Below are 24,649 nucleotides of genomic sequence, written 5' to 3' on the forward strand. Positions count from 1 at the left end.
GCCCTCGTTATTTCTCGACGCGGTCAGCGGCCGGCGCGCCTTTGCGTTTTCCCAGGAAGTTATGCGCCACCAGCAGCGCGAACACGGCGACGATCGCCAGCATGATCATCTCTTTCGACATAAAGCGCGCCATGTTGCCCAGCAGGATGCCGATCGCGCCGAAGTCGGCGTCGGAGAAGGTGGTGTTGGCAAAGCCCAACGCCCCCAGCACCGGCAGCAGTAATACCGGCAGGAAGGTGATCAGCAGCCCGTTGGCGAAGGCGCCCAGCATCGCGCCGCGCCGCCCGCCGGTGGCGTTGCCGAACACCCCGGCGGTAGCGCCGGTGAAGAAGTGCGGCACCACGCCGGGCAGGATCAGCACCATCTTCAGCTGCCCCAGCAGGAACAGCCCGGCCAATCCGCCAAGGAAGCTGAACAAGAAGCCGATCAGCACCGCGTTGGGGGCATAGGGATAGACCACCGGGCAATCCAGCGCCGGCCGCGCGTTAGGCACCAGCTTTTCCGAGAAGCCGGTGAACGCCGGCACGATTTCCGCCAGAATCAGGCGCACGCCCTGCAGGATGATGAACACCCCGGCGGCGAAGGTGATGGCCTGAATGATCGAATACACCAGGTAGTTCTGGCCGCCGCTGAGATCGCTTTCCACATAGGCCCGCCCGGCGCAGATCGCCAGGATCAGGTAGATGACGATCATGGTCATCGAGATCGAAATGGAGCTGTCGCGCAGGAAGCTGAGGTTTTTCGGCAGGTTCATCTCTTCGGTCGAGCGCGAGTTTTTACCCACCTTCGAGCCGATCCAGCCGGACAGCACGTAGCCCAGGGTGCCGAAGTGGCCGAAGGCAATATCGTCGTTGCCGGTGATGCGGCGCATATAGCGCTGGGCGATCGCCGGGAAGAACGCCATCACCAGCCCCAGGGTCAGCGCGCCGGTAAACACCAGCTGCACGCCCTCGAAGCCCGCCACCGTCAGGATGATGCCGATCATGCAGGCCATGTAGAAGGTGTGGTGGCCGGTCAGGAAGATGTATTTCAGCCGGGTGAAGCGCGCTACTACGATATTCGCCACCATGCCGAACGCCATGATCAGCGCGGTGGAGGCACCGTATTTCTCCAGCGCGATGGAGACGATCGCTTCGTTATTCGGAATGATGCCCTGAATATTGAACGCATGTTCGAACATGCCGCCCAGCGGATTGAGCGACCCGACCAATACCGTGGCGCCGCCGCCTAAAACGATAAAGCCGAGAATGGTTTTTACCGTGCCTTTCACCACGTCGGAAAACGATTTCTTTTGCGCCAGCAAACCGATCAGCGCAATAAGCCCGACCAGCACCGAAGGCACCTTTAATATATCCACCACAAACTTAAGCGTTTCCTGGATAAACATATCCACCTCGCCAATCGTTTTATTCAGATGATTGAGTGGGCTTCGAAGTAAGCGCGCAGCTTGGCTTCCAGCTCATTAATGTCGATGATGTTGCTGATCACCACCAGCTGCTCGGCCGGTACGCTGGCGCTGTCGGCGATGTCTTTCGCCATCACGAACACGTCGGCGGCGCCGGGGGTGGCGGACGACAGATCGGAGTGTTCGACCTCGGCCTCCACGCCCATCTTTTTCAGCACCTTTTTAATGTTCATTTCCACCATAAAACTGCTGCCGAGACCGGAACCGCAAATCGCCATGATTTTCATAATATCCACCTGTTGAATTTAGCGTGTAGGGTAGCGCCGCCGGTCATATTCCCGGCGTTGTTAGCATTAATCGTGTTCCTGGTGATTAAACGTTAATAGCGGGCGATAATATCCTCGATTTGCCGTTTATCTTTGGCGTGAAATAACGCCGCCATGGCCTGATTGTCTGAAAATAATTCCGCCAGTTGCGAAATCAATTCGATGTGGCTGTCGCCGTCGGGCGCCGAAAGCATCACCACCACCTGAACCGGATCGTTATCTGCGGAATGAAAGTTCACCCCCTGATGGATCTTCAACAGCGATAATCCCAACGCGTTGGCGCCCTCTTCGGGCCGGGCGTGCGGCATGGCGATGCCCGGTGCCAGGACGAAGTAAGGGCCGAGCTTCTCCTGCTGATGAAAGATGGCCGTCAGGTAATTCGGCGTGATCACGCCGTCTTGCAGCAGCGGCTGCGCGCTCAGCGTGACCGCCTGGCGCCAGTCCTCCACCCGTTCGCACAGCTGTATATGATCGGCGGTCAGCCACTCTTTCAGCACGTTACCCTCCTAAAGGTTGATGGTTTCGGCCGGTGATTAATTCACCGACGACGGTAAAACTTTAATCAACCCCTCCCGGCCACACAGTGATGGATATCACAAAGATAGCGCTACCAAAGCGCTATCATGCAGATCTGTGATAGCGCTATCAAAACGCCGCGCCGCGGCATGGCGTTAACCACAATTTTTTCTCGCTCTTTCGGGTAACGGGGTAGAATGTGCCGCATACGGGGATCGTCGAAGCCGCGCCGTCGGCTTCCCGCCCTCACCATTTTTATGCGCCGCGCGCGCATTTCAGTCGGGATTAGGCATGTCGATCGGTAAAAAACGACGCAGCACGGGCAGGGTGACGTTGGCTGACGTAGCGCAGCTGGCGGGCGTCGGCACCATGACGGTGTCGCGCGCGCTGCGCACGCCGGAGCAGGTTTCAGACAAACTGCGCGAGAAGATTGAAGCCGCGGTAAGCGAACTGGGGTATCTGCCCAACCTGGCCGCCAGCTCGCTGGCGTCGGCCTCGTCCTACACCATCGCCATGGTGGTGCCCAGCCTGTCCGAATCCGGCTGCGCCGAGATGTTCGCCGGCCTGCAGAAAGTGCTGCAGCCGGCCGGTTATCACATCATGCTGGCGGAATCGCAGCACCATCTGGAGCGCGAAGAGAAGCTGCTGGAGACCCTGCTTTCCTACAACCTGGCGGCGGCGGTGCTGCTCAGCGTCGAGCATTCGCAAAACGCCCGCAACGCGCTGATCGCCGCCAACATTCCGGTGGTGGAGATCGGCGCCGTACGCGCCGATCCGATCGACATGAGCATCGGCATCGACTACGTGGCGGCGATGTATCAACTGACGCAAACGGTGATCGCCAGCGGCTATCAGAACATCGGGCTGCTGTGCGCCAACCAGGAACAGTGGATCTTCCAGCAGCACCTGCAGGGCTGGCACAAGGCGCTGCTGCGCAACCATATGTCGCCGCATCGGGTGATCAACGCCGCGCAGCCCGCCAGCTTCAGCACCGGCGCGCAGCAGCTGCCGGAATTCTTGCTGGCCTGGCCGGAGCTGGACGCGCTGGTGTGCGCCTCGGACGAACTGGCCGGCGGCGCGCTGTATGAATGCCAGCGGCGGCGCATCAAGGTGCCGGACAATCTGGCGGTGGTGGGGTTCGGCAACAGCGAGTTCAGCCGGGTGTGCCAGCCGCCGCTGACCACCATGACCATTCCGCATCGCGACATCGGCATTCAAGCCGGCCAGGCGCTGCTGGCGCGGCTGAACGAGCAGCCCTGGCAGCCGGCAGGCTCCCTGCCCGCCACGCTGTGCCGCCGCGACAGCTGCTGAATCCCCACCATAAAAAAAGCCGGTCGATGACCGGCTTTCTTACGCGTTGGCGTCTCAGTGGTTGTCGAGCGGCTTGCCGTAATCCTGTTCGTTGTTGCGCGTCAGCCACAGCGACAGCGCCTTCAGCGAATCCGGAGTAAACTCGTCGCAGCGCGCGGTGATCTCTTCCGGCGTCAGCCAGCACACCTCGGCCACTTCTTCTTCCTGCAGCGCGAACGGGCCGTGCGATACGCAGCTGAACAGCGCGCCCCACACCCGGCACTGCTCTTCTTCGAAGTAGAACAGACCGTGTTCGGCGAAAGGCACGCCGGCGATGCCCAGCTCTTCTTCCGCCTCGCGGCGCGCCGAGTCCAGCACGTTTTCACCGCTTTGCACCACGCCGCCCGCCGTCGCGTCCAGCCAGCCCGGGTAGAAGTCTTTGATCTCGGTGCGACGCTGCACCAGAATTTTTCCCATCCCATCATGCACCACAATATAGGTAGCACGATGACGCAGCCGCTCCGCCCGCATCTGTTGACGACTGGATTGCGCAATCACCTCGTTTTGCTCGTCGACGATATCAACCCATTCGGTATCTGCAGCCTGACCCTGTTCCGCCATCCTCTAAAACCTTCTATTTTGGCGCGATGCATCCCGCGCGCTGGTTAATCAATGAGTGCTTTTCAAAGATTTTTATTGTGTGTGTGTATAAATTAGTGCGTTTAGCGTGTTAACGCCACCTCCGCGACGACCTTGCCGCCGTCGAGCGTCAGCACGCGCAAAGTGCCCCGATCCAACATGCCGTAGCTGGCCGGAAAGCCCCCTTTGGGGATGCTGACCGAGCCCGGATTGAAGCAATAGATCTCACCCTGCCGCTCCGCCTGCGGCAGATGCGTATGGCCGTAGGCCAGGACGTCACCGCGGGATAACGGCGGCAGTGCCGAGGGATGATAAAGGTGACCGTGGGTCAAAAACAATCGTCTTTTTTGCAGTAAAACCTGTTGCCAGGGCGCCTCGATGGGAAACGTCAGCAGCATCTGATCGACCTCGCTGTCGCAATTGCCGCGAACGGCGATGATCTTGTCGCTATAGCGATTCAATCGTTCGGCAACCTGAGCAGGCTGATACCCGGCCGGCAGCGCGTTGCGCGGGCCGTGATTCAGCAAATCACCCAGAAGAATCAGCCAGTCGGCGCCGTTTTGTTCAAACAATTCCAGCACGCGTTCGGTGGCCGGCAGCGAGCCGTGGATATCCGAGGCGAACATCAGCTTCATAACCTTGTCCTATAGAGGGAAATAAGCGCCATTTTACCGCGCCGGCGCCGTGCGGCAAACCGCCGCCCGCCCCGATGGAGAATTGTGATCCAGCCGCGCAGATAGCATCGGACGAATCCCACATAGCCTGCTATCCTTAGCTGCTATTGTTGGATCTCTGATATACCTTTGTGCGCGGCGAAGACCGCAGCAACGTGTAATGAATTACAGATCACCTTACCGCAGGAGGCAACATGATTGACCTGTATTACGCGCCTACTCCCAATGGTCACAAGATCACCTTGTTTTTGGAAGAGGTCGGCTTACCCTACCGTATCCATCGCGTAAACATCAGCGCCGGCGAGCAGTTCAAACCGGACTTTCTGAGCATTTCTCCCAACAACAAAATCCCGGCGATCGTCGATCAGCAACCGGTGGACGGCGGCGAGCCGATCAGCCTGTTCGAGTCCGGTGAAATCCTGCTGTATCTGGCGGAGAAGACCGGCAAACTGCTGAGCAAGGGCCTGCGCGAACGCGCCGCCACCCTGCAGTGGCTGTTCTGGCAGGTGGCCGGGTTCGGGCCGATGCTCGGGCAGAATCATCACTTCAACCACTACGCGCCGCAGCCGGTGCCTTACGCCATTGAGCGCTACCAGCTGGAAACCAAACGGCTGTATGGCGTGTTGGAAGCCGAACTGCAAAAACATCCGTACCTGGGCGGCGACAACTACAGCATCGCCGATATCGCCACCTACCCGTGGGTGGTGTCGCATCCGCGCCAGCGCATCGATCTGGCGGATTACCCGGCGGTGCGCAACTGGTTCGAACGCATCAGCAACCGCCCGGCGACCGAGCGCGCCTATAAGCTGGCCGAACAGGGCTAATCCCGCTCCCCGACTCCCCGCCACCGGGGAGTCACATCGTCCCTGCGTTATCATTTCCCTACTTTCCGTGTATTCTGAACGCCAATAATCAGACCTATGGAGAATCTCTGATGTCTTTCAGTCAACCCGACGCCGTTATTCGCATTAAAAATCTGCGGCTGCGCACGTTCATCGGTATCAAGGAAGAGGAAATCAACAACCGACAGGACATCCTGATCAACGTGGTGATCCACTACCCGGCGGACAAGGCGCGCAACAGCGAAGACATCGCCGATGCGCTCAACTACCGCACCATCACCAAAGCGATCATCCGCCATGTGGAAGATAACCGTTTCGCGTTGCTGGAAAAATTAACGCAGGATGTGCTCGATATCGTAAAAGAACACGCCTGGGTGACCTATGCTGAAGTGGAGATAGATAAACTTCTGGCTCTGCGCTACGCCGATTCTGTCTCCATGACCATGAGCTATCGCAGGGACTAACTCAGGGAGGTCGACCATGCGGATCCTGATCACCGGCGCAACGGGATTGATCGGCAGCAGCCTGACGGCCAGGCTGCTGGCGCTTTCTCACCATATTACGGTACTGACGCGAGACGAACGGCGGGCCCGGGCCCGGCTCGGCGACCAGCCGAGCTATTGGCACACGCTGGACGACCGGCAGTCGCTGGATGACTTCGATGCGGTGATCAATCTGGCGGGCGAACCTATCGCCGACAAGCGCTGGAGCGCACAGCAGAAGCAGCGGCTGTGTCATAGCCGCTGGGATCTGACCGAACGCTTGGCGCAGCTGATCAAGGCCGGCAGCACGCCGCCCGGCGTGCTGATTTCCGGTTCCGCCGTTGGCTACTACGGCGATCAAGGGCAGGCGGTGGTCACCGAAGAGGAGCCGCCGCACGACGAATTCACCCACCAGCTGTGCCAACGCTGGGAAGCGCTGGCGCTGCAGGCGCAGAGCGACGCCACCCGCGTCTGCCTGCTGCGCACCGGCGTAGTGCTGGCGCCGCAGGGCGGCACGCTGGCCAAAATGCTGCCGCCGTTCCGCTTCGGGCTGGGCGGCCCGATCGGCGACGGCCGCCAATACCTGCCGTGGATCCATCTCGACGACATGGTCAACGGCATTATTTATCTGCTGGATCACGCCACGCTCACTGGCCCGTTCAACATGGTCGCCCCCTACCCGGTGCATAACGAGCAGTTCGCCGCCCAATTGGCCAACGTGCTCGATCGCCCGGCGTTTCTGCGGGTGCCGGCGTTCGTCATGCGTTTGTTGATGGGGGAAGCGGCGGTGCTGGTGCTCGGCGGCCAGCGGGCGGTGCCGAAGCGGCTGGAGGAGGCCGGCTTCCACTTCCGCTATCTGGAGCTGGAGCAGGCGCTGGATGACGTGATTAATCAGCGGGCCGAAGCCCGCTGATCTGAAGTTACTTCAACGCGCCGGACAGGAACTGCTGCAGGCGCGGGCTTTTGGGGTTGCCGAACAGCTCGGCCGGCGGCCCCTGTTCTTCAATCAACCCTTTATGCAGGAAGATCACGTGGTTGGAAACGTGGCGCGCAAACTCCATTTCGTGCGTCACCACCACCATGGTTTTCCCCTCCTCCGCCAGCTTCTGCATGATGCGCAGCACCTCGCCCACCAGCTCGGGATCCAGCGCCGACGTCGGTTCGTCAAACAGCAGCACTTCCGGCTCCATCGCCAACGCGCGGGCGATAGAAACGCGCTGCTGCTGGCCGCCCGACAGGTGCACCGGGTATTTGCCGCGCGCCCGCTCATCGATGCCCACCTTATCCAGATAGCGCACCGCGCGCTCGTGCGCGTCGGCCTTGCTCAGCCCCAGCACCTGCACCGGCGCCTCCATCACGTTCTCCAACACCGTCATGTGGCTCCACAGGTTGAAATGCTGGAACACCATGGTCAGGCGGGTGCGCAGCAGCTGCAGCTGCTTCTTGTCGAACACCTTCAGCTGGCCGTCTTTGTCGCGCACCATGCGGATGTCTTCGTTGTTCAGGCTGATCGAGCCTTCGCTCGGCTTCTCGAGGAAGTTGATGCAGCGCAGAAAGGTGCTTTTGCCGGAGCCGGAGGAGCCGATGATGCTGATCACATCCCCGGCGTTGGCCGCCAGCGAGACGCCCTTCAGCACTTCGTGGTCGCCATAGCGTTTGTGCAGTTCCGTGACGGCTAATTTATTCTCAGACATGGTTTTTCTTCCCGTCATTTATCAGTGACTAACGTGTGCCATCCAGCGTTTTTCAGCCTTGCGGAACAGGCTGATTAACACGTAGGAGATGATCAGGTACAGCACCGCCGCGATGCCGAAAGCGTAAAACGGCTGATAGGTCGCGGCGTTGATGTCGCGCGCAATCTTCAGCAGATCCGGCACGGTGGCGGTAAACGCCAGCGCGGTGGAGTGCAGCATCAGGATCACTTCGTTGCTGTAGGCCGGCAGCGCGGTGCGCAGCGCCGAAGGCAAAATGATGCAGCGATACATCTTGAAGCGCGAGAAACCGTAGGCGTTGGCGGCCTCGATCTCACCGTGCGGCACCGAGCGGATCGCCCCGGCGAAGATCTCGGTGGTATAGGCGCAGGTGTTGAGCGTCAGCGCCAGGATGGTGCAGTTGAGCCCGCTGCGGAAAAACGCGTTGAGAAACTCGCTGCCGCGCACGATCTCAAGGCTGTACATGCCGGAGTAGAACACCAGCAGCTGCACGTACAGCGGCGTGCCGCGAAACACGTAGGTATAGAGCCACACCGGGAAACGCACCCAGCGGATGGAAGAGACGCGCGCCACCGCCATCGGGATCGCCAGCAGCCCGCCCATCACCACCGAAGCGATCAGCAGCCACAGCGTTACCGCCACGCCGGTGAAACGGTAGCCGTCGCTCCACAGCAGCGACTGCCAATACTGTTGCAAAATCTCGATCATAGCTCGGCCCTCTTGACGCCCAGTGAGTAACGCCGTTCAAGCCACAGCAGCACGCCGTTGGAAACGGTCGTGAAGATCAGGTACACCACGCCGGCCACGATGGCGAAGAAGAACGGCTGATAGGTGCCTTTCCCCGCCAGCTGCGTGGCTTTCACCACGTCGTTCAGGCCGAGGATCGACACCAGCGCCGTCGCCTTCAGGATCACCTGCCAGTTGTTGCCGATGCCCGGCAAGGCGAAACGCATCATCGCCGGGAACAGAATGCGCCGGAAGATCTGCGCGCCGCTGAAGCCGTAGGCCGTCGCCGCTTCGATCTGCCCTTTCGGCACCGCCAGATAGGCGCCGCGGAAGGTCTCGGTAAAATAAGCGCCGTAGATAAAGCCGAGGGTAATGATGCCGGCGCCGAGCGGATCGATATCGATCTGCGAGAAGCCCAGCAGCGTAGTGATATTGTTCAGCGCGATTTGCAGACCGTAAAAGATCAGCAGCATCAGCACCAGATCGGGCACGCCGCGGATCAGCGTGGTGTAAGCGCCGAACAGGCCGGAAATAAGGGGGTTGTGGGAGAGTTTGCCGCCGGCGCCGATCAACCCGATCACCACCGCCAACAATACGGAACTGAGGGCCAACTCCAGCGTCACCAGAGCCCCCTCGAAAATCAGTTGGGAATAGCCTTGCAGCATCTACTTCACCCTGTGGTCTAGGATCCGAACCATCGGGGCCGGCACACCGGCCCCGCAGTCACAGCATGGAACGGTTAGCGGATTACCCGCCGTAGACGTCAAAGTCGAAGTACTTTTTCGCGTATTTATCGTAGGTGCCATCTTTGCGCATTTCGGCGAAGGCTTTGTCCAGCGCCGCTTTCAGCTCGGTATCGGCTTTGCGCAGCCCCATGCCGGTGCCGACGCCGAAGAATTTGTCATCCTTCACCGATTCGCCGGCGAACGCGTAGTCTTTGCCCGGCGGCTGTTTCAGGAAGCCGTCGCTGCCCGCCACTTCATCCTGGAAGGCGGCGTCGATGCGCCCGGACGCCAGATCGGCGTAGACCAGATCCTGGTTCTGGTAAGGCACCACCGTGACGCCCTTCGGTTGCCACATGGCGTTGGCGTAGGCTTCCTGGGTAGTGCCCTGCAGCACGCCCACGCTCTTGCCTTTCAGGGCGTCCACGGTAGGCAACAGCTTGGAGCCCTTCGGCGCGATCAGACGCGCGTTGGCGGCATACAGCTTGTCGGTAAAGGCGATTTCCTGCTGGCGTTTTTCAGTGATGGACAGCGAAGAGATGATGGCGTCGATTTTCTTCGCCTTGAGTGATGGGATCAGCGCGTCAAAGTCGCTCTCCACGAAGGTACATTGGGTATTTATGCGTTTGCACAGCTCTTTGGCCAAATCGATATCGAAGCCGACCAGCTCGCCTTTGGCGTTTTTGGATTCAAACGGCGCATAAGTCGGATCGGTGCCGATCTTCAATGTCGATGGGATAGCGGCGAATGCGCTGTTTGCGGCCGCCAAAGCCAAGACTAAAGGAAGAACCTTAACCAGCTTTTTCATAAATTACCCTCAAATTGATTTTTTTGATGCCACTACGGGCATTACTTTTCCCCACCAAATCAATTTGCAGTAATCGTGCCACATTAGGTGCTACGGGCGGAGGGAACGGCTCCGGCCTTCACAATACTGTTTCCTGGGACGATAACCGCAAAATTAAATCGGCCGCTCGGGGCCGCGCCACTGGCAGCCGCGACAAGGCGGCACCATGAAACAGTGAACGTGATGAAGTAGGATCATTATGGTGCATGCGCCGCCCTAATTCAGTGCGGTGTTGCACAAATGTGCCAATTTGGGGATGAAAATGTTAACTAACGCCCTGCCAACGGGTGAACAGATCGGCAGGCAGTTCGATATCAAACTGATCGATCACCCGATTGACGGTCTGATCGATGATGTCTTCCACGCTTTTCGGCTGGTGATAAAACGCCGGCACCGGCGGCATGATCACCGCCCCCATCTCCGCCGCCTGGGTCATCAACCGCAGGTGACCCAAATGCAGCGGCGTTTCCCGCACGCACAGCACCAAACGGCGGCGCTCTTTGAGCACCACGTCGGCGGCGCGGGTCAGCAGCCCGTCGCTGTAGCTGTTGACGATGCCGGACAGCGTTTTGACTGAGCATGGCAGTATCGCCATGCCCAGGGTTTTGAAGGAGCCGGAGGAGATGCCGGCGGCGATGTCGCGCGCATCGTGCACCACGTCGGCCAGCGCCTGCACTTCCCGCAGGCTGTACGGCGTTTCCAGCGCCAGCGTCTGTCTTGCCGCGTTGCTCATCACCAGATGGGTTTCCACCTCTGCGACGTCGCGCAAAACCTGTAACAGGCGCACGCCGTAGATGGCGCCGCTGGCGCCGGAAATGCCGATGATGAGTCGTTTCATGGAAAATGGCCTCTGCCGTAAAAAGTAAGATCAGGCAGACTTTGCCGCAATGGCGAGGGATAAGCAAGTCAGAGGAGCAAGGCGCACCGCCGCAGACGCGGCGATGCACCCTGATGGATCAACGCAGGCGGTTAGCCTTCGTTATGCAGTTCCAGATTTTCCGCTTCGGTTTGCACCCGCAGCGCCTTGGCGTCGTCGCTGCGCAGCGACTCCAGGTATTCCAGATAGCTTTGATCGACGTCTTTGGTCACGTAGATGCCGTTGAACACCGAGCATTCGAACTGGGTGATGTCCGGGTTCTCTTCGCGCACCGCTTCGATCAAATCGTCCAGATCCTGGAAGATCAGCCCGTCGGCGCCGATAATCTGGCGGATTTCATCCACTTCGCGCCCGTGGGCGATCAGTTCGTTGGCGCTCGGCATGTCGATGCCGTAAACGTTCGGGAAACGCACTTCCGGCGCGGCGGAAGCCAGGTACACCCGCTTGGCGCCCGCTTCGCGCGCCATCTCGACGATCTGTTCCGAGGTCGTGCCGCGCACGATGGAGTCATCCACCAACAGCACGTTCTTGTCGCGGAACTCGGCGCGATTGGCGTTCAGCTTGCGGCGCACCGACTGACGACGCGCCTGCTGGCCCGGCATGATGAAGGTGCGGCCGACGTAGCGGTTCTTCACAAAGCCCTGGCGGTAGGGCTTCTCGAGAATGCGCGCGATCTCCAGCGCGATGTCGCAGGAGGTTTCCGGAATCGGGATCACCACGTCGATATCCAGATCTTCCCACTCGCGGGCAATCTTCTCGCCCAGCTTCTGGCCCATGCGCACGCGGGCGCTGTAGACCGAGATCTTGTCCATAAAGGAGTCCGGGCGCGCGAAATAAACGTATTCGAACAGGCACGGGTTGGTTTTCGGATTCTCTGCGCACTGGCGGGTGAACAGCTGGCCCTTGGTGGTGATATACACCGCTTCGCCCGGCGCCACGTCGCGCAGGAACTCAAAGCCCAGGGTATCCAGCGCCACGCTTTCGGAAGCCACCATGTACTCGCTGCGGCCATCCTCCAGCGTGCGCTTGCCGATCACCAACGGGCGAATGCCGTTCGGATCGCGGAACGCCAGCAGACCGTGGCCGATGATCATCGCCACGCAGGCGTAAGCGCCGCGCAGTTGCTGATGCATGGCGGCGACCGCGGTAAAGATGTTGTCGGCCTCCAGCGGGTAGTGCGGGAAACGATCCAGCTCGCTGGCCAGCACGTTCAGCAGGATTTCCGAGTCGGAGGTGGTGTTGACATGGCGGCGGCCACTTTCGAACAGCTTTTGGCGCAGCTCATGGGCGTTGGTCAGGTTGCCATTGTGGGCCAGCGTAATGCCGAATGGCGAGTTGACGTAGAAAGGCTGGGCCTCAGAGGCGCTCGAGCTGCCGGCCGTCGGGTAACGCACATGGCCAATGCCCATGTTGCCCTGCAAGCGTTGCATATGGCGCGCCTCAAACACATCCTTCACCAGGCCGTTGGCTTTACGCAAACGGAACCCGTTGTGGGCGTCAATGGTGACGATGCCTGCGGCATCCTGGCCACGGTGCTGAAGCACCGTCAGCGCATCATAAATCGACTGGTTTACCGGCATGAAACCGGCGATACCGACAATACCGCACATGTTGTCTTTTCCTCATCAGCGCTACCGCCCCGGCAATTGGGTCGGCAAGAAACTCGACGTGCTCTGCAGGTAGTCAAAGAACCACCTGATGACGTAACTGAACTGGGGAATGAGCTGCGACTGTTTCCAGTCGGCACTCTGTGAAAAGCCGGTAAAGGTATCCAGGAAGAACAGGATCGCCGCGACGATCAATACTCCGCGCAGCGCGCCGAAGCAGATGCCCAGCACCCGATCGGTGCCCGACAACCCGGTTTTCTCTACCAGTGAGCTAATCACATAGTTAACAATAGCCCCTACGATCAAGGTCGCGATGAACAAAATCGCGATCGCGATGCCGTTTCGCACCAGTTCATCTTCAAAACGAGTGAAATAGACCGCAAGGTAAGAGTAGAAATGGCTGGCAACAAAAAACGCACATCCCCATGTCACAAGTGACAATGCTTCGCGAACAAACCCTCGGATCAGGCTCACCAGAGCCGAAAATCCAATTACCGCTATAATGACGTAATCAATCCAGACCATGAACTATTCCAATGATGAATCGCCCCTGCATCCAATTCGCGGCGAATTCTAACAGAAAAAGAAAACGTTTGCGTAGGGGATTTCCTACCACGTTACAAATAAAAAGCGGCGATCAAAAAATTCTCAATCGCCGCGCCTACATAGGTGATTTCGCCTGTAAAAGGCGCGGTTTTTCTCGCTTTCTCTCCACCACTCCTTCATTCAGGGGCGCATCGTGCTGCGCCCCTGCGGGGTTTAACGGCCGTACGGCTTCACCTGCCCGCTCAGCCCGCTGATCGAGTTCAGCGACGGCAGCGCCGCCTGCAGCTTCTGCCTGGAGGCGTCCGGGCCGACGTAGATACGGGTTATCTGCCCCTGCACCGGCGTTGACGGCACGGTAAAGGCGCGGTAGCCCGAGAGGCGCAGCGAGGCGACAATCTCGTTCGCCTTGGCGGCGTTCTTCAGCGCCCCGAGCTGCACGACATAGGCTTGCCCTGCCGGCGCTTTTTCTTCCGCCGGTTTCGGCTGCGGCGCCGGCTCAGGTTTCGGCGTCGGCTCCGGCTTCGGCACCGGCTTCACTTCCACCGGCTTCGGTTGCGGTGCCGGTTTCGGTTTCACTTCCACCGGTTTGGTTTCCACCGGTTTCGGCTTGGGCTGCGGCACCGGCTGAGGACGCGTCTCGACCGGCGGCGGCGCCACCTGCGTCGGCTGCTGAGCGCTCTGCCGTACCGCCTGTTGCGCCGCCGCTTCATTGGCCGCCTGCTGCTCGACCAGCGCGCCCGCCCCTTCCGGCGGCTGCGCCGGCAGCGGTTGCGTCACCGGCGGCAGCACGTCGTTCTCTTCGACATCGCCCGGTTTCGGCACCAACGGAATGGCAGCAAATTCATCCTCGTAATGCTTCTTTTTGCCGTCCAGCAGCCCTGGCAGGATGATCACCCCCAGCGCCACCAGAATCACGGTTCCGACCAGTCGGTTCTGAAATTTACTCGCCACTCACACTCCCCGCATCTCGTCTAACGCCGCCATCACCTGCGCCACGGTGTGGAACGATCCACAGACGATCACAATATCCTGTTTATCAGCATCCTGCATAGCCTGCCGCCAGGCAGTTTCGACATCATTAAAGCGGCGCGGTTCCGTCAGATGTTGCGCCAGCTGTTCGACGCTGGCGCCGCGCGGCCCGTCGAGCGGCGCGCAGTACCATTCATCCACCTGCTCGCTCAGGCAGGCCAGCGTGCCGGCGATATCCTTGTCCGACAGCATGCCCACCACCGCGCGCACCTTGCCGCCTTCGCGCGGCAGTTTGGCCAGACGCCCGGCCAGATAGCCGGCGGCGTGCGGGTTGTGCGCCACGTCGAGGATCAGCGTCGGCTCCCGCCGCACGATCTGGAAACGCCCCGGCAGCGTCGCCTGCTGCAGCCCGGTGAAGATCGCGCGTTCGTCGATTTCCAGCGGGGAGCAGTTCAGCGCCGCCAGCGCGGTAGCGGCGTTGGCCAGCGGCACGTTCGGCGTCGGCAGATCGGTCAGCAGCGTGTCGCCGCCCTGCCACTGCCAGCGATCGCCCTGCTCGCTGAAGCTCCAGGCTTCGCCGCGGCGATACAGCGGCGCGCCCAGCGTTTCGGCAACCTGACGAATGCTCTCCGGCATGTCGGGTTCGCCCACCACCGCCGGCTTGCCGCTGCGGAAAATGCCGGCCTTCTCGCGGCCGATGCTTTCGCGATCGTTGCCCAGCCAGTCGGTGTGATCGAGCGCGATGCTGGTAATCACCGCCACGCTCGGATCGACGATGTTGGTGGCGTCGAGACGCCCGCCCAGGCCCACTTCCAGGATCACCACGTCGAGCCGCGCCTGTTTGAACAGCTGCAGCGCCGACAGGGTGCCGAATTCGAAATAGGTCAGCGACGTTTCGCCGCGGCCGGCCTCAATGGCGGCGAACGAGCGGCTGTGCTCCGCTTCGCTCAGCTCTTCCCCCTGAATGCGCACGCGTTCGGTATAGCGCACCAGATGCGGCGAACTGTAGACGCCGACGCGCAGGCCGGCGGCCAGCAGAATGGCTTCGAGGGTGCGACAGGTGGTGCCTTTGCCGTTGGTGCCGGCAACGGTGAACACCGTGGGGGCGGGGGTCAGTAAATCCAGATGCGCCGCGACGCGCTGTACGCGCTCAAGGCCGAGTTCGATCGCCTGGCTGTGCAGACGTTCCAGATAATAAAGCCACGAGCTCAATGGCGACGTGGCTTGGGGAATTTGGTGGTTTTGCATGAGTCCCATCACTGAACTTGGGTTCATTAATCCATCAGGGCACCACCCTCACCGCGGTAAAGGCGATGCGCTTCGTGACTGCCGCCAGCCTGCAAACCGCAGCGAGATAGGCCACGGCCGGCAGGGAACGGGCATCAGCCGTCACTTAGCCACAAAGTGGCGGCTGAACCCGGGCGGGATCTGTCTTTGCCTCAGGCGTCGGCCTGCGGCTCCGGCTCAATGACCGGCGCGGCCTCATCGAAATGCGGCTGCGGCTGGTTGGTCAGCTTGGACAGAATGCTCGCCAACGTTTGGCGCATTTCCGGACGGCGAACGATCATGTCGATCGCGCCTTTTTCGATCAAGAACTCGCTGCGCTGGAAGCCCGGTGGCAGTTTCTCGCGCACGGTCTGCTCGATGACGCGCGGGCCGGCAAAGCCGATCAGCGCTTTCGGCTCGGCGATGTTGATGTCGCCCAGCATCGCCAGGCTGGCGGAAACGCCGCCCATGGTCGGGTCGGTCAGCACGGAGATGTACGGCAAGCCGCGCTCCTGCATCTTGGCCAACGCCGCGCTGGTTTTCGCCATCTGCATCAGCGACATCAGCGCTTCCTGCATGCGCGCGCCGCCGCTGGCGGAGAAGCACACCAGCGGACAGTTGTCCTCCAGCGCCTGCTCAACCGCACGCACGAAACGCGCGCCGACCACGGAAGACATCGAGCCGCCGATGAAGGCGAATTCGAAGGAGGCGGCGACGATCGGCATGCCGTACAGCGTGCCCTTCATCACCACCAGCGCGTCTTTCTCGCCGGTCGCTTTCTGTGCGGCGACCAGACGATCTTTATAGCGCTTGGAATCCTTGAATTTCAGAACGTCCTTCGGCTCCAGATCGCTGCCCAGCTCCACTTCGCTGCCTTCGTCCAGCAGGGTATGCAGACGCGCGCGCGCGCCCATGCGCATGTGGTGGTCGCACTTCGGACACACTTCCAGATTACGCTCCAGCTCGGCGCGGTAGAGAACCTGGCCGCAGCTGTCGCATTTGGTCCAGACCCCTTCAGGAATGCTCGCCTTACGGGTTTGTGTGATATTGCTCTTGTTAAGAATTCGTTCAATCCAGCTCATCGATGACCTTTCTGTTTGAACCTGGCACACGCCAGTCCGCTGTTCATGCTTTAACAATCCCCCTGAAAACACCCCAATGAAAAAATGCCCGTTCGCGGCGCGGCAAGCGCGGCGACTGAGGCATCGGCTTCAGGGTTGTTCGCAGGAACAGACCATAATGTCGCTCATTAAACCATATCGGCCCGACGCTGTGGACAAAAAACTGGTCGAACCGACAGGTTAAGCGATGTTTTTACTGTTTTTGCTGGCGGGCGGCCGCGCGCTTGTGGCGCCAAATTTCAATCACGCCCGGCAGAATCGAAACGATGATGATCCCGACGATCAACAGTTTCAGGTTCTCCTGCACCACCGGCAGATCGCCGAACAGGTAGCCAGCATAAGTGAAGAGCAGCACCCAAACCAGTGCGCCAATCACGTTGTAGGCGGCGAAGTGGCGATAGGACATATACCCCATACCGGCGACGAACGGCGCAAAAGTACGCACGATCGGCACAAATCGCGCCAGAATAATCGTTTTTCCACCGTGCTTCTCATAGAACTGGTGCGTCTTGTCCAGGTAGCTGCGGCGGAAAATTTTCGAGTTCGGGTTGCTGAACAACTTCTCGCCGAACAACCGCCCGATAGTGTAGTTCACCGCATCGCCGAGGATCGCCGCCACCACCATCAACGCCACCATGGTGTGCACGTTCAGATCGTTGGTCGGCAACGCCGCCAGCGCGCCGGCGACAAACAGCAAAGAATCCCCCGGCAGGAACGGCGTTACCACCAGACCGGTTTCGCAAAACAGGATCAGGAACAGAATAGCGTAGACCCACATGCCGTATTGTGCGACCAGTTCGGCCAGGTGCACATCAATATGCAGAATGAAATCAATAATAAACTTGATGATGTCCATAAATTCTCTCATTGATACCGGGTGTTTCAATCACCCGGCAGAAGCACAAGGGAGCGACGCGTTCAGGCGTGCCGGCGTTTAATCGTCGGGCAAAAACAGCGGCCCCATCGGCGGCCGCGGTAGACCAAAGTGGTCGGGATAATCCACGGCAACCAGATACAGCCCCTCGGCTCGCGCCGTCGCCGCCGCCAGATTGCGATCCTTCAACGCCAACAATTCGGCCATCCAGTTCTCATCCTGATTGCCGCAGCCGATCTCCATCAGGCTGCCGACGATGTTGCGAACCATGTGATGCACAAAGGCATTCGCCTTGATATCTACCACAATATATTCGCCGTAGCGCGTAACCTTAACGTGTTTTACGCAGCGCCACGGGGTGCGCGACTGGCACTGCACCGCGCGGAACGAAGTGAAGTCGTTCTCGCCCAGCAGCGCCTGCGCCGCCCGGTGCATGCGATCGGCGTCCAGCGGGTGATAAAAGTGCGTCACCCCCTGTTGCAGCACCGCCGGCCGGTAGCGATGGTTGAAAATAATATAGCGGTAGCGGCGCGCGGTGGCGCTGAAGCGCGCATGGAAATCGTCGGCGACGGGGCTCACCCAGCGCACCGCGATGTCCGGCGGCAGATGGGTGTTCACCCCCATCGTCCAGGCGGCATCCTTGCGGCGCGCGGTGGTTTCGAAATGCACCACCTGCCCGGTGGCGTGCACTCCGGCGTCGGTGCGCCCGGCGCACAGCACGGCAATCGGCGCATCCGCCACCTTGCTCAACGCCTGCTCCAGGCGTTGCTGCACGCTGGCCACTTCTTGCTGCCGCTGCCAGCCGTAGTACCGGCTGCCGTCATATTCGATGCCCAGCGCGATCTTCAGCGTCGGCTGAGCGGGCGAGACCACCTCAGACATCAGTACATCTGCTCCTGCACCAGACGCTCGGCGGTTTCGACAGCCATCAACGCGCCGCCGAAGCGCACGTTGTCCGCCACCGTCCAGAACTGCAGCAGCTCGGGGATGCCGTAATCGTTACGCAGACAACCGATGCTGAGCGCATCGCTGCCGGAGGCGTCGGTGACCTGAGTCGGGTAATCGTCCTCTTCGCTCAGCTGAATGTCCTCGACCTCTTCCAGCTCGCTGCGCGCCTCTTCGGCGGACAGCGGGCGCAGCGCTTCCAGGTGCACCACCTGCGCGTGGCCGTAAAACACCGGCGACTGAACGCAGCTCACCGAAATCGGCAGCCCTTCATCCTGCAACACCTTGCGCACCTGATCGACGATCAGGCGTTCTTCGCGCACGCTGCCCTGCTCGTCGGCAATCAGCGGCAACAGGTTGAACGCCAGCTGCTTACCGAAAACGCCTTCCTCGGCCGGGATGCCGTTCAGCAGGCGCGCGCTCTGGCCGGCCAAGTCGTCCACCGCCGCCTTGCCGCGCGACGATACCGACATCAGCGTGGTGACGTGCAAACGCGACAGCCCCGCCTGTTCGGTCAGCGGTTTGATCGCCGTCAGCAGCTGGCTGACCATGCTGTCGGCCACCGCCACAATATTGCGGTTGCGGTAATCCGCCAGCACCTGCGGGTTGACGCCCGGCACCACCAGCGGCACATCCGGCTCCATGGCGAACAGGCCGCTGGTGTCGATCACCAGGCAGCCCATGTTGCCGGCTTCTTCGGCATAGCGCGCGGAAGCTTCGCTGCCGGCGACGAAGAAGGCCAGCTGCGCCTGCGACCAGTCGAACTCTTCGGCGTTTTGCACCAAAAGAGACTTGCCGTTGAAGCGCACATTGGCGCCCGCGCTGCGTTCGCTTGCCAGAGGATAGAGCTCACCCACCGGGAACTGGCGATCCTGCAACAATTCCAGCAACGCTTCACCTACCGCGCCAGTGGCGCCGAGCAGCGCGATATTCCAGCCGTCAGACATCGGGTTTTCTCCAGAGTATTTCATTCATAAAAGCAGACGGGCAGTGCAGCCACCGCCCGATAATCTTTGCCGCTCACTGTAGCGGCGTTGGCTTAAGACAACCTTACGCGCTATGCCACGCTGAAGCCCAGCTTGCCGAGCAGCTCGGCGCTGGCGCTGTCATCGCATTGCACGGCCAGCGAAGACCACTCGCGGCGCTCCTGGTAGTGCTTGCGCAGGCGATCGAATTCGCCCGGTTGCCCGGCGACTTTGCGCAGCGGCGCATCATCGCGGCGCACATCATACACCAAGTGCATCAATCGTTTTAACCGCGCTTCATCCAGCGGCCCGTTGAGGCGGATCTGGCTGAACTCCGGCACCGGCAGCAGCGAGGCCAGCGCCACCTGCTGCGGCTGCCCCAAATGGCGGCTGAACGCCTCGAACACCTGGGTGGTGCCGCGCGCCTTGCCTTCCAGCGTATACCCGGCGATGTGCGCAGTGCCGATATCCACCCGCGCCAGCAGCGGCAAGGAGAGATCCGGCTCCGGTTCCCACACGTCCAGCACCGTGCTCAGCTTTTTGCCTTTTTCCAGCGCCTGCAGCAGCGCGGCGTTATCCACCACCGGCCCGCGGCAGGCGTTGATCAGAATGCGGTTGTCCGGCAGCGCCGCCAACAGATCGGCATCCGCCAGATGCAGCGAATGGTATGGGCCGGATTTATTCAGCGGCGTATGGAAGGTCAGCACGTCGGCCTCGGCCACCAGCTTCTCCAACGGCCAGAATTCCCCGGCATCGCCGCGATCGGCACGCGGCGGATCGCACAGCAGCGTGCGCACGCCCAGCGCCTTTAGGCGCGCGTCCAGGCGCGAACCGACGTTGCCCACGCCGACGATGCCGACGGTTTTATCCCGCAGCTGGAAGCCGTCGCGCTCGGCCAGCAGCATCAAGGCTGAGAACACATACTCGACCACCGCGATGGCGTTGCAGCCCGGCGCGGCGGAAAAGCCGATGCCCTGCCGTTGCAGCCAGGCGTCATCGACGTGATCGGTGCCGGCGGTGGCGGTGCCGACAAAGCCGATGCGGCTGCCGGCCAGCAAGGCTTCATTGACCTTGGTGACCGAACGCACCATCAGCGCATCGGCATCCGCCAGCGCCTCGCGCGGGATCGGGCGGCCCGGCACCGCCTGCACGTCGCCCAGGCGGCTGAACAGCTCGGCCGCGTACGGCATATTTTCATCAACCAGAATTTTCACTGCGTTCTCCGACGGTTTACGGCTATTTGTCTGCGAAATAGTGTGCCACTGAATCATGCACGGCGAAAGCGCTCAGGGGTGGTGCCGGCGATCTGCTGGAACATGACGATAAAGGCCGACGCGGAGCTGTAGCCGACGTCCAGCGCCACGTCCTGCACCGTCTTGCCCTGCTCGAGCAGCGACACGGCGTGCAGGAAACGCAGACGCTGGCGCCATTCGCTGAACGACATGCCCAGATCCTGCTGGCAGCGGCGCGACAGCGTACGCTCGGTGGTGTAGACCCGAGCCGCCCACGCCGCCAGCGAGGTGTTGTCCGCCGGGCAATGTTCCAACGCTTCCAGCACCGGCGCCAAAAACTTGTCGTCCGACGACGGCAGATAGGTTTGCTGGCGCGGCGACAGACGCAGCTGGTCGATCAGCACCTGGCACAGGCGCAAATCCTCCTCCGCCTGCGGAATGTACTGTTTGCGCGCATAGAAATCCTCGGCGATGGCGCGGAAGATTGGCGTCACGCTCACCAGGCAGGGATCGGCGGGCATGCCGGCGCACAGTGCCGGCGTGATGTCCACCATGCGGCACTGCGCCAGCCGCTGGTTATAGCAGGAGTGTTCGATGCCCGCCGGCGCCCACAGCACGAACTCCGGCGGCGCCAGAAAGCGCTGCCCGCCGATGCGCAGCACCATCACCCCGGCTTTAACCCACATCAACTGGCCCCAGGTGTGGCTGTGCGGCTGGAATTCGGTGCGCGCATTGAACTCCTCGCAGCGGAACTGCACCGGGTTGGGTGCCGGGATCAGCGACTCGGGGAAATGGCGGATTTCTGGCATGGTTTCGTCCCGTGATTTGTCTTGTTTACGCCAATTTTTGTCTGGATATCGCTATATATGATAAACCGGACACGCGTAGACTAGCCAGCATGTTGGACGTTATTGAGAATAATTATCATGAATATGCTCTTCCCGCTGTTGGCCGTGCTGATTTGGTCGATTAACGCCGTCGTCAGCAAACTCTCCGCCACCGCCATCGATCCGGCGGCCATTTCGCTCTACCGTTGGCTGCTGGCGCTGATTGCCCTGACGCCGTTCGTGCTGCCGGGCGTGCTGCGCAACTGGGCGCAGGTGCGCGCCAACTGGTGGAAGCTGATGATCCTCGGCCTGCTGGGCATGGTGCTGTATCAAAGCCTGGCCTATTACGCGGCGCACAGCGTCAGCGCGCTGTTTATGGGCATCATCGTGTCGCTGATCCCGCTGCTGACCATCCTGATCAGCATCGTGCTGCTGCGCATTGCCCCGACCGTCGGCGTACTGCTCGGCAGCATACTCTCCTTCGGTGGTTTGATCTGGCTGGTCAGCGGCGGCCAGCCCGGCGTGCTGCTGCAACACGGTATCGGCAAGGGGGAATTGATGATGCTGCTCGCCACCGCCTCTTACGCGCTGTATGGCGTGTTGACCAAACGCTGGGCCATCGCGCTGCCGAACTGGCAATCGCTGTACGTGCAGATCCTGTTCGGCGTGCTGCTGCTGCTGCCTAATTTCCTGATGGCGCAGGATGTCGGCTTGAATGGCCATAACCTGCCGCTGGTGCTGTTCGCCGGCATTCCAGCTTCGATCATCGCCCCGTTCCTGTGGATCCAGGGCGTGATGCGCCTGGGCGCCAACACCGCCTCGATCTTCATGAACCTGGCGCCGGTGTTTACCGCCGCTATCGCCGTGCTGTTCCTGCATGAGCAGCTGCACGGTTACCACCTGATCGGCGGCGGCATCACCCTGCTGGGCGTTATCCTGTCGCAGCGGCTGCGCACGCCGCTGACGCGTAAAGCCAAAGCCCCGGCGGCCAACGTCGAGTCCTGCAAAGAACAGGCTTAAGGCAGCAGCCTGAAGCGCACCCGCACCAACAGGCCGCCCAGCGCGGCGGAGCTCAGCAGCTCCGGGCGGGTGCCGTGATAGGCGGTGATGTCCTTCACCAGTGCCAGCCCCAGGCCGGCGCCCGGCTGATCGCCCACGTTGTCCAGCCGGTGAAACGGCTGCAACGCCAGCGCCTTATCCTGCAAGGCGATGCCGGGGCCGCTGTCTTCAATCTCCAGCACGCCTTCCCCCGCCGCCTTATCCTGAGTGAGGCGGGCGGTCACTATCCCCTGACGCGGCGTGTATTTCAGCGCATTGTCCAGCAGATTGGCACACAGTTCGGCCAACAGCAGCGGCTCCCCCGCCACCTGACACGCCGCCTCGCCTTCGAAACCCAGATCGATCTGTTTGCTGCGCGCCTGCGGCAAGCGGGAAAAGCAGGCGTCGCGCAGCACCTGCGCCAGATTGACCGGCTGCAGCTGGCGCTCGGCCTGGTGCTCGCTGGCCTTCAGACGTGAGAGGTGCAGCAGGCGATCGGTCAGCGCCACGGTATTATCCAGCGTCGCGCTCATCGCCTGCAGGCTTTCACGCCACTGCTGCGGCCGATCGCTGGCCAGCGCCACCCCGACCTGAGTCTTCAACACCGCCAGCGGCGTGCGCAGCTGGTGGGAGGCGTCGGCGCTGAAACGTTCCTGACGCGCCACCATCAGCCGCAGCCGTTCGATGTAACGATTGAACGCCACCAGCAGCGGCTGCATCTCCGACCACGGCAACACCCGCGGCAAGGGCGTCAGCTCGCCCGGATCGCGCCGCAGCATGATGCCGGAGAGTTTACGCATCGGTTTCAACACCCGCTTGAGCAGCGCGAACGCCAGGATCAGGGTCAACACCACCACCGTACCCTGGCTCAACAGCGCCGCGATCATCATCTGCCGCGCCAGGTAACGGCGCGACTCCAGGGTTTCCGCCACCAAAATGGTCGCCATGCCGCTCACCCCCGACTCGTTGACCGGTTGAAACAGCGCCGCCACGCGGATCGGCCGGCCGAGGTATTCCGCATCGTAAAAATGCACCAGCGCCGGGTAGAGCGTGGAGCGCGGGATATGGGGCGGCAGCGACGGCAAATCGTCATAGCCCGAAATGCTTTTCCCCTGCGGCGAAATCACCTCGTAATACAGCTGATCGTTCATGTTGCGCTCGAAGCTGTCGAGCACCACATAGGGCACATCGACCGCCAGCTTGCCTTCGCGCACCACCAGCCGCTCCGCCACGGTGCGCGCCGACGCCAGCAGCGTGCGATCGTAAGCCAGGGTGGCGGCGCTCATGGCGCTGAAATAGTGGGTGTAGATAGAGATGCCGCCCAACGCCAGCAACGGCAGACCAAAAAACAGCAGCAGTTGATAGAACAGCGAACGCGGCGCGTTAAACCACCGCATTGCACAGCTCCAGGCTGTAGCCCAGGCCGCGCAGCGTGACGATCGCCACGTCGCTGCCCTGCAGCTTTTTCCGCAGGCGGTGTACGTAAAGCTCGATGCTCTCCGGGTTGGCTTCGTCGGACAGTGTAAACACCTGTTCGAACAGCTGTTGCTTGGCCACCGGGCGGCCGCGCCGGTGCATCAGCGCGGTCAGCACCGCCAGTTCGCGCGGCGTCAGCGCCAGCGGCTTGCCCTCCAGCAGAAAATAGCCTTCGTCGTGATAGGTCAACACGCCGTACTGCAACGCCGGCTGCGGGGCGCCGACGCTGCGGCGCAGCAGCGCCCGGATGCGCGCTTCCAGCTCGTCCAGTTCGAACGGCTTGGTGAGGTAATCGTCCGCCCCCAGATTCAGGCCTTTCACCCGGTCGGCCACGTCGGTGCGTGCCGTCAGCAGCAGCACCGGCAGATCCTGCCCGCGCTTGCGCAGGCGCGCCAGCAAATCCAGGCCGTTCATACGCGGCAGCGCCACATCCAGCACCGCGAGCGCATAGCGTTCGTTGAGCAGCAGGTGATCCGCCGCCACGCCGTCCGGGGCGACGTCAACGGCAAAGCCGGCGCCGGTCAGCGCCTTTTGCAACCAGTGAGACAGCTCGGGGTGATCTTCAACCAATAACAGTCGCATGTTCCCATTCCATTGATTTACCTGAACAACCTGGCGCCGACACGGCACCTGTTAACAGGCCGATAACAGAGAATGGCATGGAAAATAAGGGGATAAAAGAGCGCCGCGCCGCCAGTTTTGGGAGCTGGCACACAATTATGCGT

The 24,649-nt window shown here is 61.2% G+C and carries 27 protein-coding genes; 5 read left to right on the top strand and 22 right to left on the bottom strand.

The features are described from left to right. Positions 1-7: 7 nt before the first annotated feature. The 3 genes from ACJ8MK_RS10440 to ACJ8MK_RS10450 all read right to left on the bottom strand — a co-directional run bounded on the left by ACJ8MK_RS10440 (position 8) and on the right by ACJ8MK_RS10450 (position 2,228). The gene (locus tag ACJ8MK_RS10440) at positions 8-1,387 is read right to left on the bottom strand and encodes a PTS ascorbate transporter subunit IIC (RefSeq protein ID WP_440481705.1); all 1,380 of its coding nucleotides are present in this window, start codon (positions 1,385-1,387) and stop codon (positions 8-10) included. 23 nt (positions 1,388-1,410) lie between these two features. Further along, a complete protein-coding gene (locus tag ACJ8MK_RS10445; RefSeq protein ID WP_025303676.1) occupies positions 1,411-1,692 on the bottom strand; it encodes a PTS sugar transporter subunit IIB in 282 nt (93 codons plus the stop codon). Between the two features lie 92 nt (positions 1,693-1,784). Next, complete coding sequence (locus ACJ8MK_RS10450) at positions 1,785-2,228, bottom strand: PTS sugar transporter subunit IIA (protein ID WP_033653756.1); 444 nt, start codon at positions 2,226-2,228, stop codon at positions 1,785-1,787. Positions 2,229-2,538: 310 nt separating this feature from the next. Here ACJ8MK_RS10450 and ACJ8MK_RS10455 point away from each other — a divergent pair, with 310 nt between their 5' ends. Continuing rightward, positions 2,539-3,558, top strand: a complete 1,020-nt coding sequence (locus ACJ8MK_RS10455; protein ID WP_004936083.1) for a LacI family DNA-binding transcriptional regulator — start codon at positions 2,539-2,541, stop codon at positions 3,556-3,558. Between the two features lie 54 nt (positions 3,559-3,612). Here ACJ8MK_RS10455 and yfcD read toward each other — a convergent pair whose 3' ends face one another. Both yfcD and yfcE read right to left on the bottom strand, forming a co-directional pair. After that, a complete protein-coding gene (gene yfcD / locus ACJ8MK_RS10460) occupies positions 3,613-4,158 on the bottom strand; it encodes an NUDIX hydrolase YfcD (RefSeq protein ID WP_004936086.1) in 546 nt (181 codons plus the stop codon). A 101-nt stretch (positions 4,159-4,259) separates the two neighbouring features. Then, a complete protein-coding gene (gene yfcE / locus ACJ8MK_RS10465) occupies positions 4,260-4,811 on the bottom strand; it encodes a phosphodiesterase (protein ID WP_043147754.1) in 552 nt (183 codons plus the stop codon). 233 nt (positions 4,812-5,044) lie between these two features. On the opposite strand from yfcE, the gene yfcG reads away from it, so the two are divergent. From yfcG to ACJ8MK_RS10480, 3 genes are all read left to right on the top strand, one after another. Continuing rightward, positions 5,045-5,674, top strand: a complete 630-nt coding sequence (gene yfcG / locus ACJ8MK_RS10470) for a GSH-dependent disulfide bond oxidoreductase (protein ID WP_033653754.1) — start codon at positions 5,045-5,047, stop codon at positions 5,672-5,674. A 110-nt stretch (positions 5,675-5,784) separates the two neighbouring features. Continuing rightward, entirely contained in the window at positions 5,785-6,156 is a 372-nt protein-coding gene (gene folX, locus ACJ8MK_RS10475; protein ID WP_033635340.1) for a dihydroneopterin triphosphate 2'-epimerase, read from the top strand. Positions 6,157-6,172: 16 nt separating this feature from the next. Beyond that, positions 6,173-7,087 carry a TIGR01777 family oxidoreductase gene (locus ACJ8MK_RS10480; protein WP_442517727.1) on the top strand — a complete coding sequence of 305 codons (915 nt, stop codon included), beginning with the start codon at positions 6,173-6,175 and terminating at the stop codon, positions 7,085-7,087. Positions 7,088-7,094: 7 nt separating this feature from the next. Here the strand turns inward: ACJ8MK_RS10480 and hisP are convergent, their stop codons facing one another. From hisP to ACJ8MK_RS10555, 15 genes are all read right to left on the bottom strand, one after another. Continuing rightward, the gene (hisP, locus tag ACJ8MK_RS10485; RefSeq protein ID WP_004936098.1) at positions 7,095-7,868 is read right to left on the bottom strand and encodes a histidine ABC transporter ATP-binding protein HisP; all 774 of its coding nucleotides are present in this window, start codon (positions 7,866-7,868) and stop codon (positions 7,095-7,097) included. Positions 7,869-7,889: 21 nt separating this feature from the next. Next, positions 7,890-8,594, bottom strand: a complete 705-nt coding sequence (locus ACJ8MK_RS10490) for an ABC transporter permease (protein ID WP_033635343.1) — start codon at positions 8,592-8,594, stop codon at positions 7,890-7,892. Then, entirely contained in the window at positions 8,591-9,277 is a 687-nt protein-coding gene (locus ACJ8MK_RS10495; protein WP_033635345.1) for a histidine ABC transporter permease HisQ, read from the bottom strand. Before ACJ8MK_RS10495 ends, ACJ8MK_RS10490 begins: the two co-directional genes overlap by 4 nt. 82 nt (positions 9,278-9,359) lie before the next feature. Next, on the bottom strand, positions 9,360-10,142 hold the full coding sequence (gene hisJ / locus ACJ8MK_RS10500) for a histidine ABC transporter substrate-binding protein HisJ (RefSeq protein ID WP_033635346.1): 783 nt from the start codon (positions 10,140-10,142) through the stop codon (positions 9,360-9,362). A gap of 304 nt (positions 10,143-10,446) precedes the next feature. After that, positions 10,447-11,019 carry a UbiX family flavin prenyltransferase gene (locus ACJ8MK_RS10505; protein ID WP_033635347.1) on the bottom strand — a complete coding sequence of 191 codons (573 nt, stop codon included), beginning with the start codon at positions 11,017-11,019 and terminating at the stop codon, positions 10,447-10,449. Positions 11,020-11,150: 131 nt separating this feature from the next. Continuing rightward, complete coding sequence (purF, locus tag ACJ8MK_RS10510; RefSeq protein WP_019453742.1) at positions 11,151-12,668, bottom strand: amidophosphoribosyltransferase; 1,518 nt, start codon at positions 12,666-12,668, stop codon at positions 11,151-11,153. A 21-nt stretch (positions 12,669-12,689) separates the two neighbouring features. Next, on the bottom strand, positions 12,690-13,190 hold the full coding sequence (gene cvpA / locus ACJ8MK_RS10515; protein WP_004936119.1) for a colicin V production protein: 501 nt from the start codon (positions 13,188-13,190) through the stop codon (positions 12,690-12,692). A 234-nt stretch (positions 13,191-13,424) separates the two neighbouring features. Continuing rightward, on the bottom strand, positions 13,425-14,162 hold the full coding sequence (dedD, locus tag ACJ8MK_RS10520; RefSeq protein ID WP_033648058.1) for a cell division protein DedD: 738 nt from the start codon (positions 14,160-14,162) through the stop codon (positions 13,425-13,427). Further along, positions 14,163-15,428 carry a bifunctional tetrahydrofolate synthase/dihydrofolate synthase gene (gene folC / locus ACJ8MK_RS10525; protein WP_041036076.1) on the bottom strand — a complete coding sequence of 422 codons (1,266 nt, stop codon included), beginning with the start codon at positions 15,426-15,428 and terminating at the stop codon, positions 14,163-14,165. 191 nt (positions 15,429-15,619) lie between these two features. Beyond that, positions 15,620-16,528 (bottom strand): acetyl-CoA carboxylase, carboxyltransferase subunit beta, encoded by a 909-nt coding sequence (gene accD, locus ACJ8MK_RS10530; RefSeq protein ID WP_025303691.1) that lies wholly within the window; start codon positions 16,526-16,528, stop codon positions 15,620-15,622. A gap of 232 nt (positions 16,529-16,760) precedes the next feature. Further along, positions 16,761-17,423 (bottom strand): DedA family protein, encoded by a 663-nt coding sequence (locus ACJ8MK_RS10535; protein WP_442517728.1) that lies wholly within the window; start codon positions 17,421-17,423, stop codon positions 16,761-16,763. Between the two features lie 78 nt (positions 17,424-17,501). Beyond that, positions 17,502-18,323 carry a tRNA pseudouridine(38-40) synthase TruA gene (gene truA / locus ACJ8MK_RS10540; protein ID WP_161726366.1) on the bottom strand — a complete coding sequence of 274 codons (822 nt, stop codon included), beginning with the start codon at positions 18,321-18,323 and terminating at the stop codon, positions 17,502-17,504. Continuing rightward, the gene (locus ACJ8MK_RS10545) at positions 18,323-19,333 is read right to left on the bottom strand and encodes an aspartate-semialdehyde dehydrogenase (RefSeq protein ID WP_033648060.1); all 1,011 of its coding nucleotides are present in this window, start codon (positions 19,331-19,333) and stop codon (positions 18,323-18,325) included. Before ACJ8MK_RS10545 ends, truA begins: the two co-directional genes overlap by 1 nt. A gap of 110 nt (positions 19,334-19,443) precedes the next feature. Continuing rightward, positions 19,444-20,565 (bottom strand): 4-phosphoerythronate dehydrogenase PdxB, encoded by a 1,122-nt coding sequence (pdxB, locus tag ACJ8MK_RS10550; protein ID WP_103772913.1) that lies wholly within the window; start codon positions 20,563-20,565, stop codon positions 19,444-19,446. A 53-nt stretch (positions 20,566-20,618) separates the two neighbouring features. Then, on the bottom strand, positions 20,619-21,392 hold the full coding sequence (locus tag ACJ8MK_RS10555; RefSeq protein WP_033635354.1) for an AraC family transcriptional regulator: 774 nt from the start codon (positions 21,390-21,392) through the stop codon (positions 20,619-20,621). Positions 21,393-21,509: 117 nt separating this feature from the next. Here ACJ8MK_RS10555 and ACJ8MK_RS10560 point away from each other — a divergent pair, with 117 nt between their 5' ends. Next, positions 21,510-22,430, top strand: a complete 921-nt coding sequence (locus ACJ8MK_RS10560; protein WP_033648062.1) for a DMT family transporter — start codon at positions 21,510-21,512, stop codon at positions 22,428-22,430. Here the strand turns inward: ACJ8MK_RS10560 and ACJ8MK_RS10565 are convergent. Beyond that, positions 22,427-23,845 carry a sensor histidine kinase gene (locus tag ACJ8MK_RS10565; protein ID WP_033648063.1) on the bottom strand — a complete coding sequence of 473 codons (1,419 nt, stop codon included), beginning with the start codon at positions 23,843-23,845 and terminating at the stop codon, positions 22,427-22,429. The two genes, ACJ8MK_RS10560 and ACJ8MK_RS10565, sit on opposite strands and share 4 nt — an antisense overlap. Continuing rightward, positions 23,832-24,506, bottom strand: a complete 675-nt coding sequence (tctD, locus tag ACJ8MK_RS10570) for a transcriptional regulator TctD (protein WP_442517729.1) — start codon at positions 24,504-24,506, stop codon at positions 23,832-23,834. The genes ACJ8MK_RS10565 and tctD overlap by 14 nt, the downstream gene beginning before the upstream one ends. Positions 24,507-24,649 lie beyond the last annotated feature (143 nt).

The organism is Serratia sp. CY38905, assembly GCF_052168875.1.
Taxonomy (GTDB): domain Bacteria; phylum Pseudomonadota; class Gammaproteobacteria; order Enterobacterales; family Enterobacteriaceae; genus Serratia; species Serratia sarumanii.

Excerpts from the sequence above, each read along its gene's own strand:
- ACJ8MK_RS10440 (WP_440481705.1), bottom strand. The coding sequence starts at position 1,387 with ATGTTTATCCAGGAAACGCTTAAGTTTGTGGTGGATATATTAAAGGTG.
- ACJ8MK_RS10445 (WP_025303676.1), bottom strand. The coding sequence starts at position 1,692 with ATGAAAATCATGGCGATTTGCGGTTCCGGTCTCGGCAGCAGTTTTATG.
- ACJ8MK_RS10455 (WP_004936083.1), top strand. The coding sequence starts at position 2,539 with ATGTCGATCGGTAAAAAACGACGCAGCACGGGCAGGGTGACGTTGGCT.
- yfcD (WP_004936086.1), bottom strand. The coding sequence starts at position 4,158 with ATGGCGGAACAGGGTCAGGCTGCAGATACCGAATGGGTTGATATCGTC.
- yfcE (WP_043147754.1), bottom strand. The coding sequence starts at position 4,811 with ATGAAGCTGATGTTCGCCTCGGATATCCACGGCTCGCTGCCGGCCACC.
- yfcG (WP_033653754.1), top strand. The coding sequence starts at position 5,045 with ATGATTGACCTGTATTACGCGCCTACTCCCAATGGTCACAAGATCACC.
- folX (WP_033635340.1), top strand. The coding sequence starts at position 5,785 with ATGTCTTTCAGTCAACCCGACGCCGTTATTCGCATTAAAAATCTGCGG.
- ACJ8MK_RS10480 (WP_442517727.1), top strand. The coding sequence starts at position 6,173 with ATGCGGATCCTGATCACCGGCGCAACGGGATTGATCGGCAGCAGCCTG.
- hisP (WP_004936098.1), bottom strand. The coding sequence starts at position 7,868 with ATGTCTGAGAATAAATTAGCCGTCACGGAACTGCACAAACGCTATGGC.
- ACJ8MK_RS10490 (WP_033635343.1), bottom strand. The coding sequence starts at position 8,594 with ATGATCGAGATTTTGCAACAGTATTGGCAGTCGCTGCTGTGGAGCGAC.
- ACJ8MK_RS10495 (WP_033635345.1), bottom strand. The coding sequence starts at position 9,277 with ATGCTGCAAGGCTATTCCCAACTGATTTTCGAGGGGGCTCTGGTGACG.
- hisJ (WP_033635346.1), bottom strand. The coding sequence starts at position 10,142 with ATGAAAAAGCTGGTTAAGGTTCTTCCTTTAGTCTTGGCTTTGGCGGCC.
- ACJ8MK_RS10505 (WP_033635347.1), bottom strand. The coding sequence starts at position 11,019 with ATGAAACGACTCATCATCGGCATTTCCGGCGCCAGCGGCGCCATCTAC.
- purF (WP_019453742.1), bottom strand. The coding sequence starts at position 12,668 with ATGTGCGGTATTGTCGGTATCGCCGGTTTCATGCCGGTAAACCAGTCG.
- cvpA (WP_004936119.1), bottom strand. The coding sequence starts at position 13,190 with ATGGTCTGGATTGATTACGTCATTATAGCGGTAATTGGATTTTCGGCT.
- folC (WP_041036076.1), bottom strand. The coding sequence starts at position 15,428 with ATGCAAAACCACCAAATTCCCCAAGCCACGTCGCCATTGAGCTCGTGG.
- accD (WP_025303691.1), bottom strand. The coding sequence starts at position 16,528 with ATGAGCTGGATTGAACGAATTCTTAACAAGAGCAATATCACACAAACC.
- ACJ8MK_RS10535 (WP_442517728.1), bottom strand. The coding sequence starts at position 17,423 with ATGGACATCATCAAGTTTATTATTGATTTCATTCTGCATATTGATGTG.
- truA (WP_161726366.1), bottom strand. The coding sequence starts at position 18,323 with ATGTCTGAGGTGGTCTCGCCCGCTCAGCCGACGCTGAAGATCGCGCTG.
- ACJ8MK_RS10545 (WP_033648060.1), bottom strand. The coding sequence starts at position 19,333 with ATGTCTGACGGCTGGAATATCGCGCTGCTCGGCGCCACTGGCGCGGTA.
- ACJ8MK_RS10555 (WP_033635354.1), bottom strand. The coding sequence starts at position 21,392 with ATGCCAGAAATCCGCCATTTCCCCGAGTCGCTGATCCCGGCACCCAAC.
- ACJ8MK_RS10560 (WP_033648062.1), top strand. The coding sequence starts at position 21,510 with ATGAATATGCTCTTCCCGCTGTTGGCCGTGCTGATTTGGTCGATTAAC.
- ACJ8MK_RS10565 (WP_033648063.1), bottom strand. The coding sequence starts at position 23,845 with ATGCGGTGGTTTAACGCGCCGCGTTCGCTGTTCTATCAACTGCTGCTG.
- tctD (WP_442517729.1), bottom strand. The coding sequence starts at position 24,506 with ATGCGACTGTTATTGGTTGAAGATCACCCCGAGCTGTCTCACTGGTTG.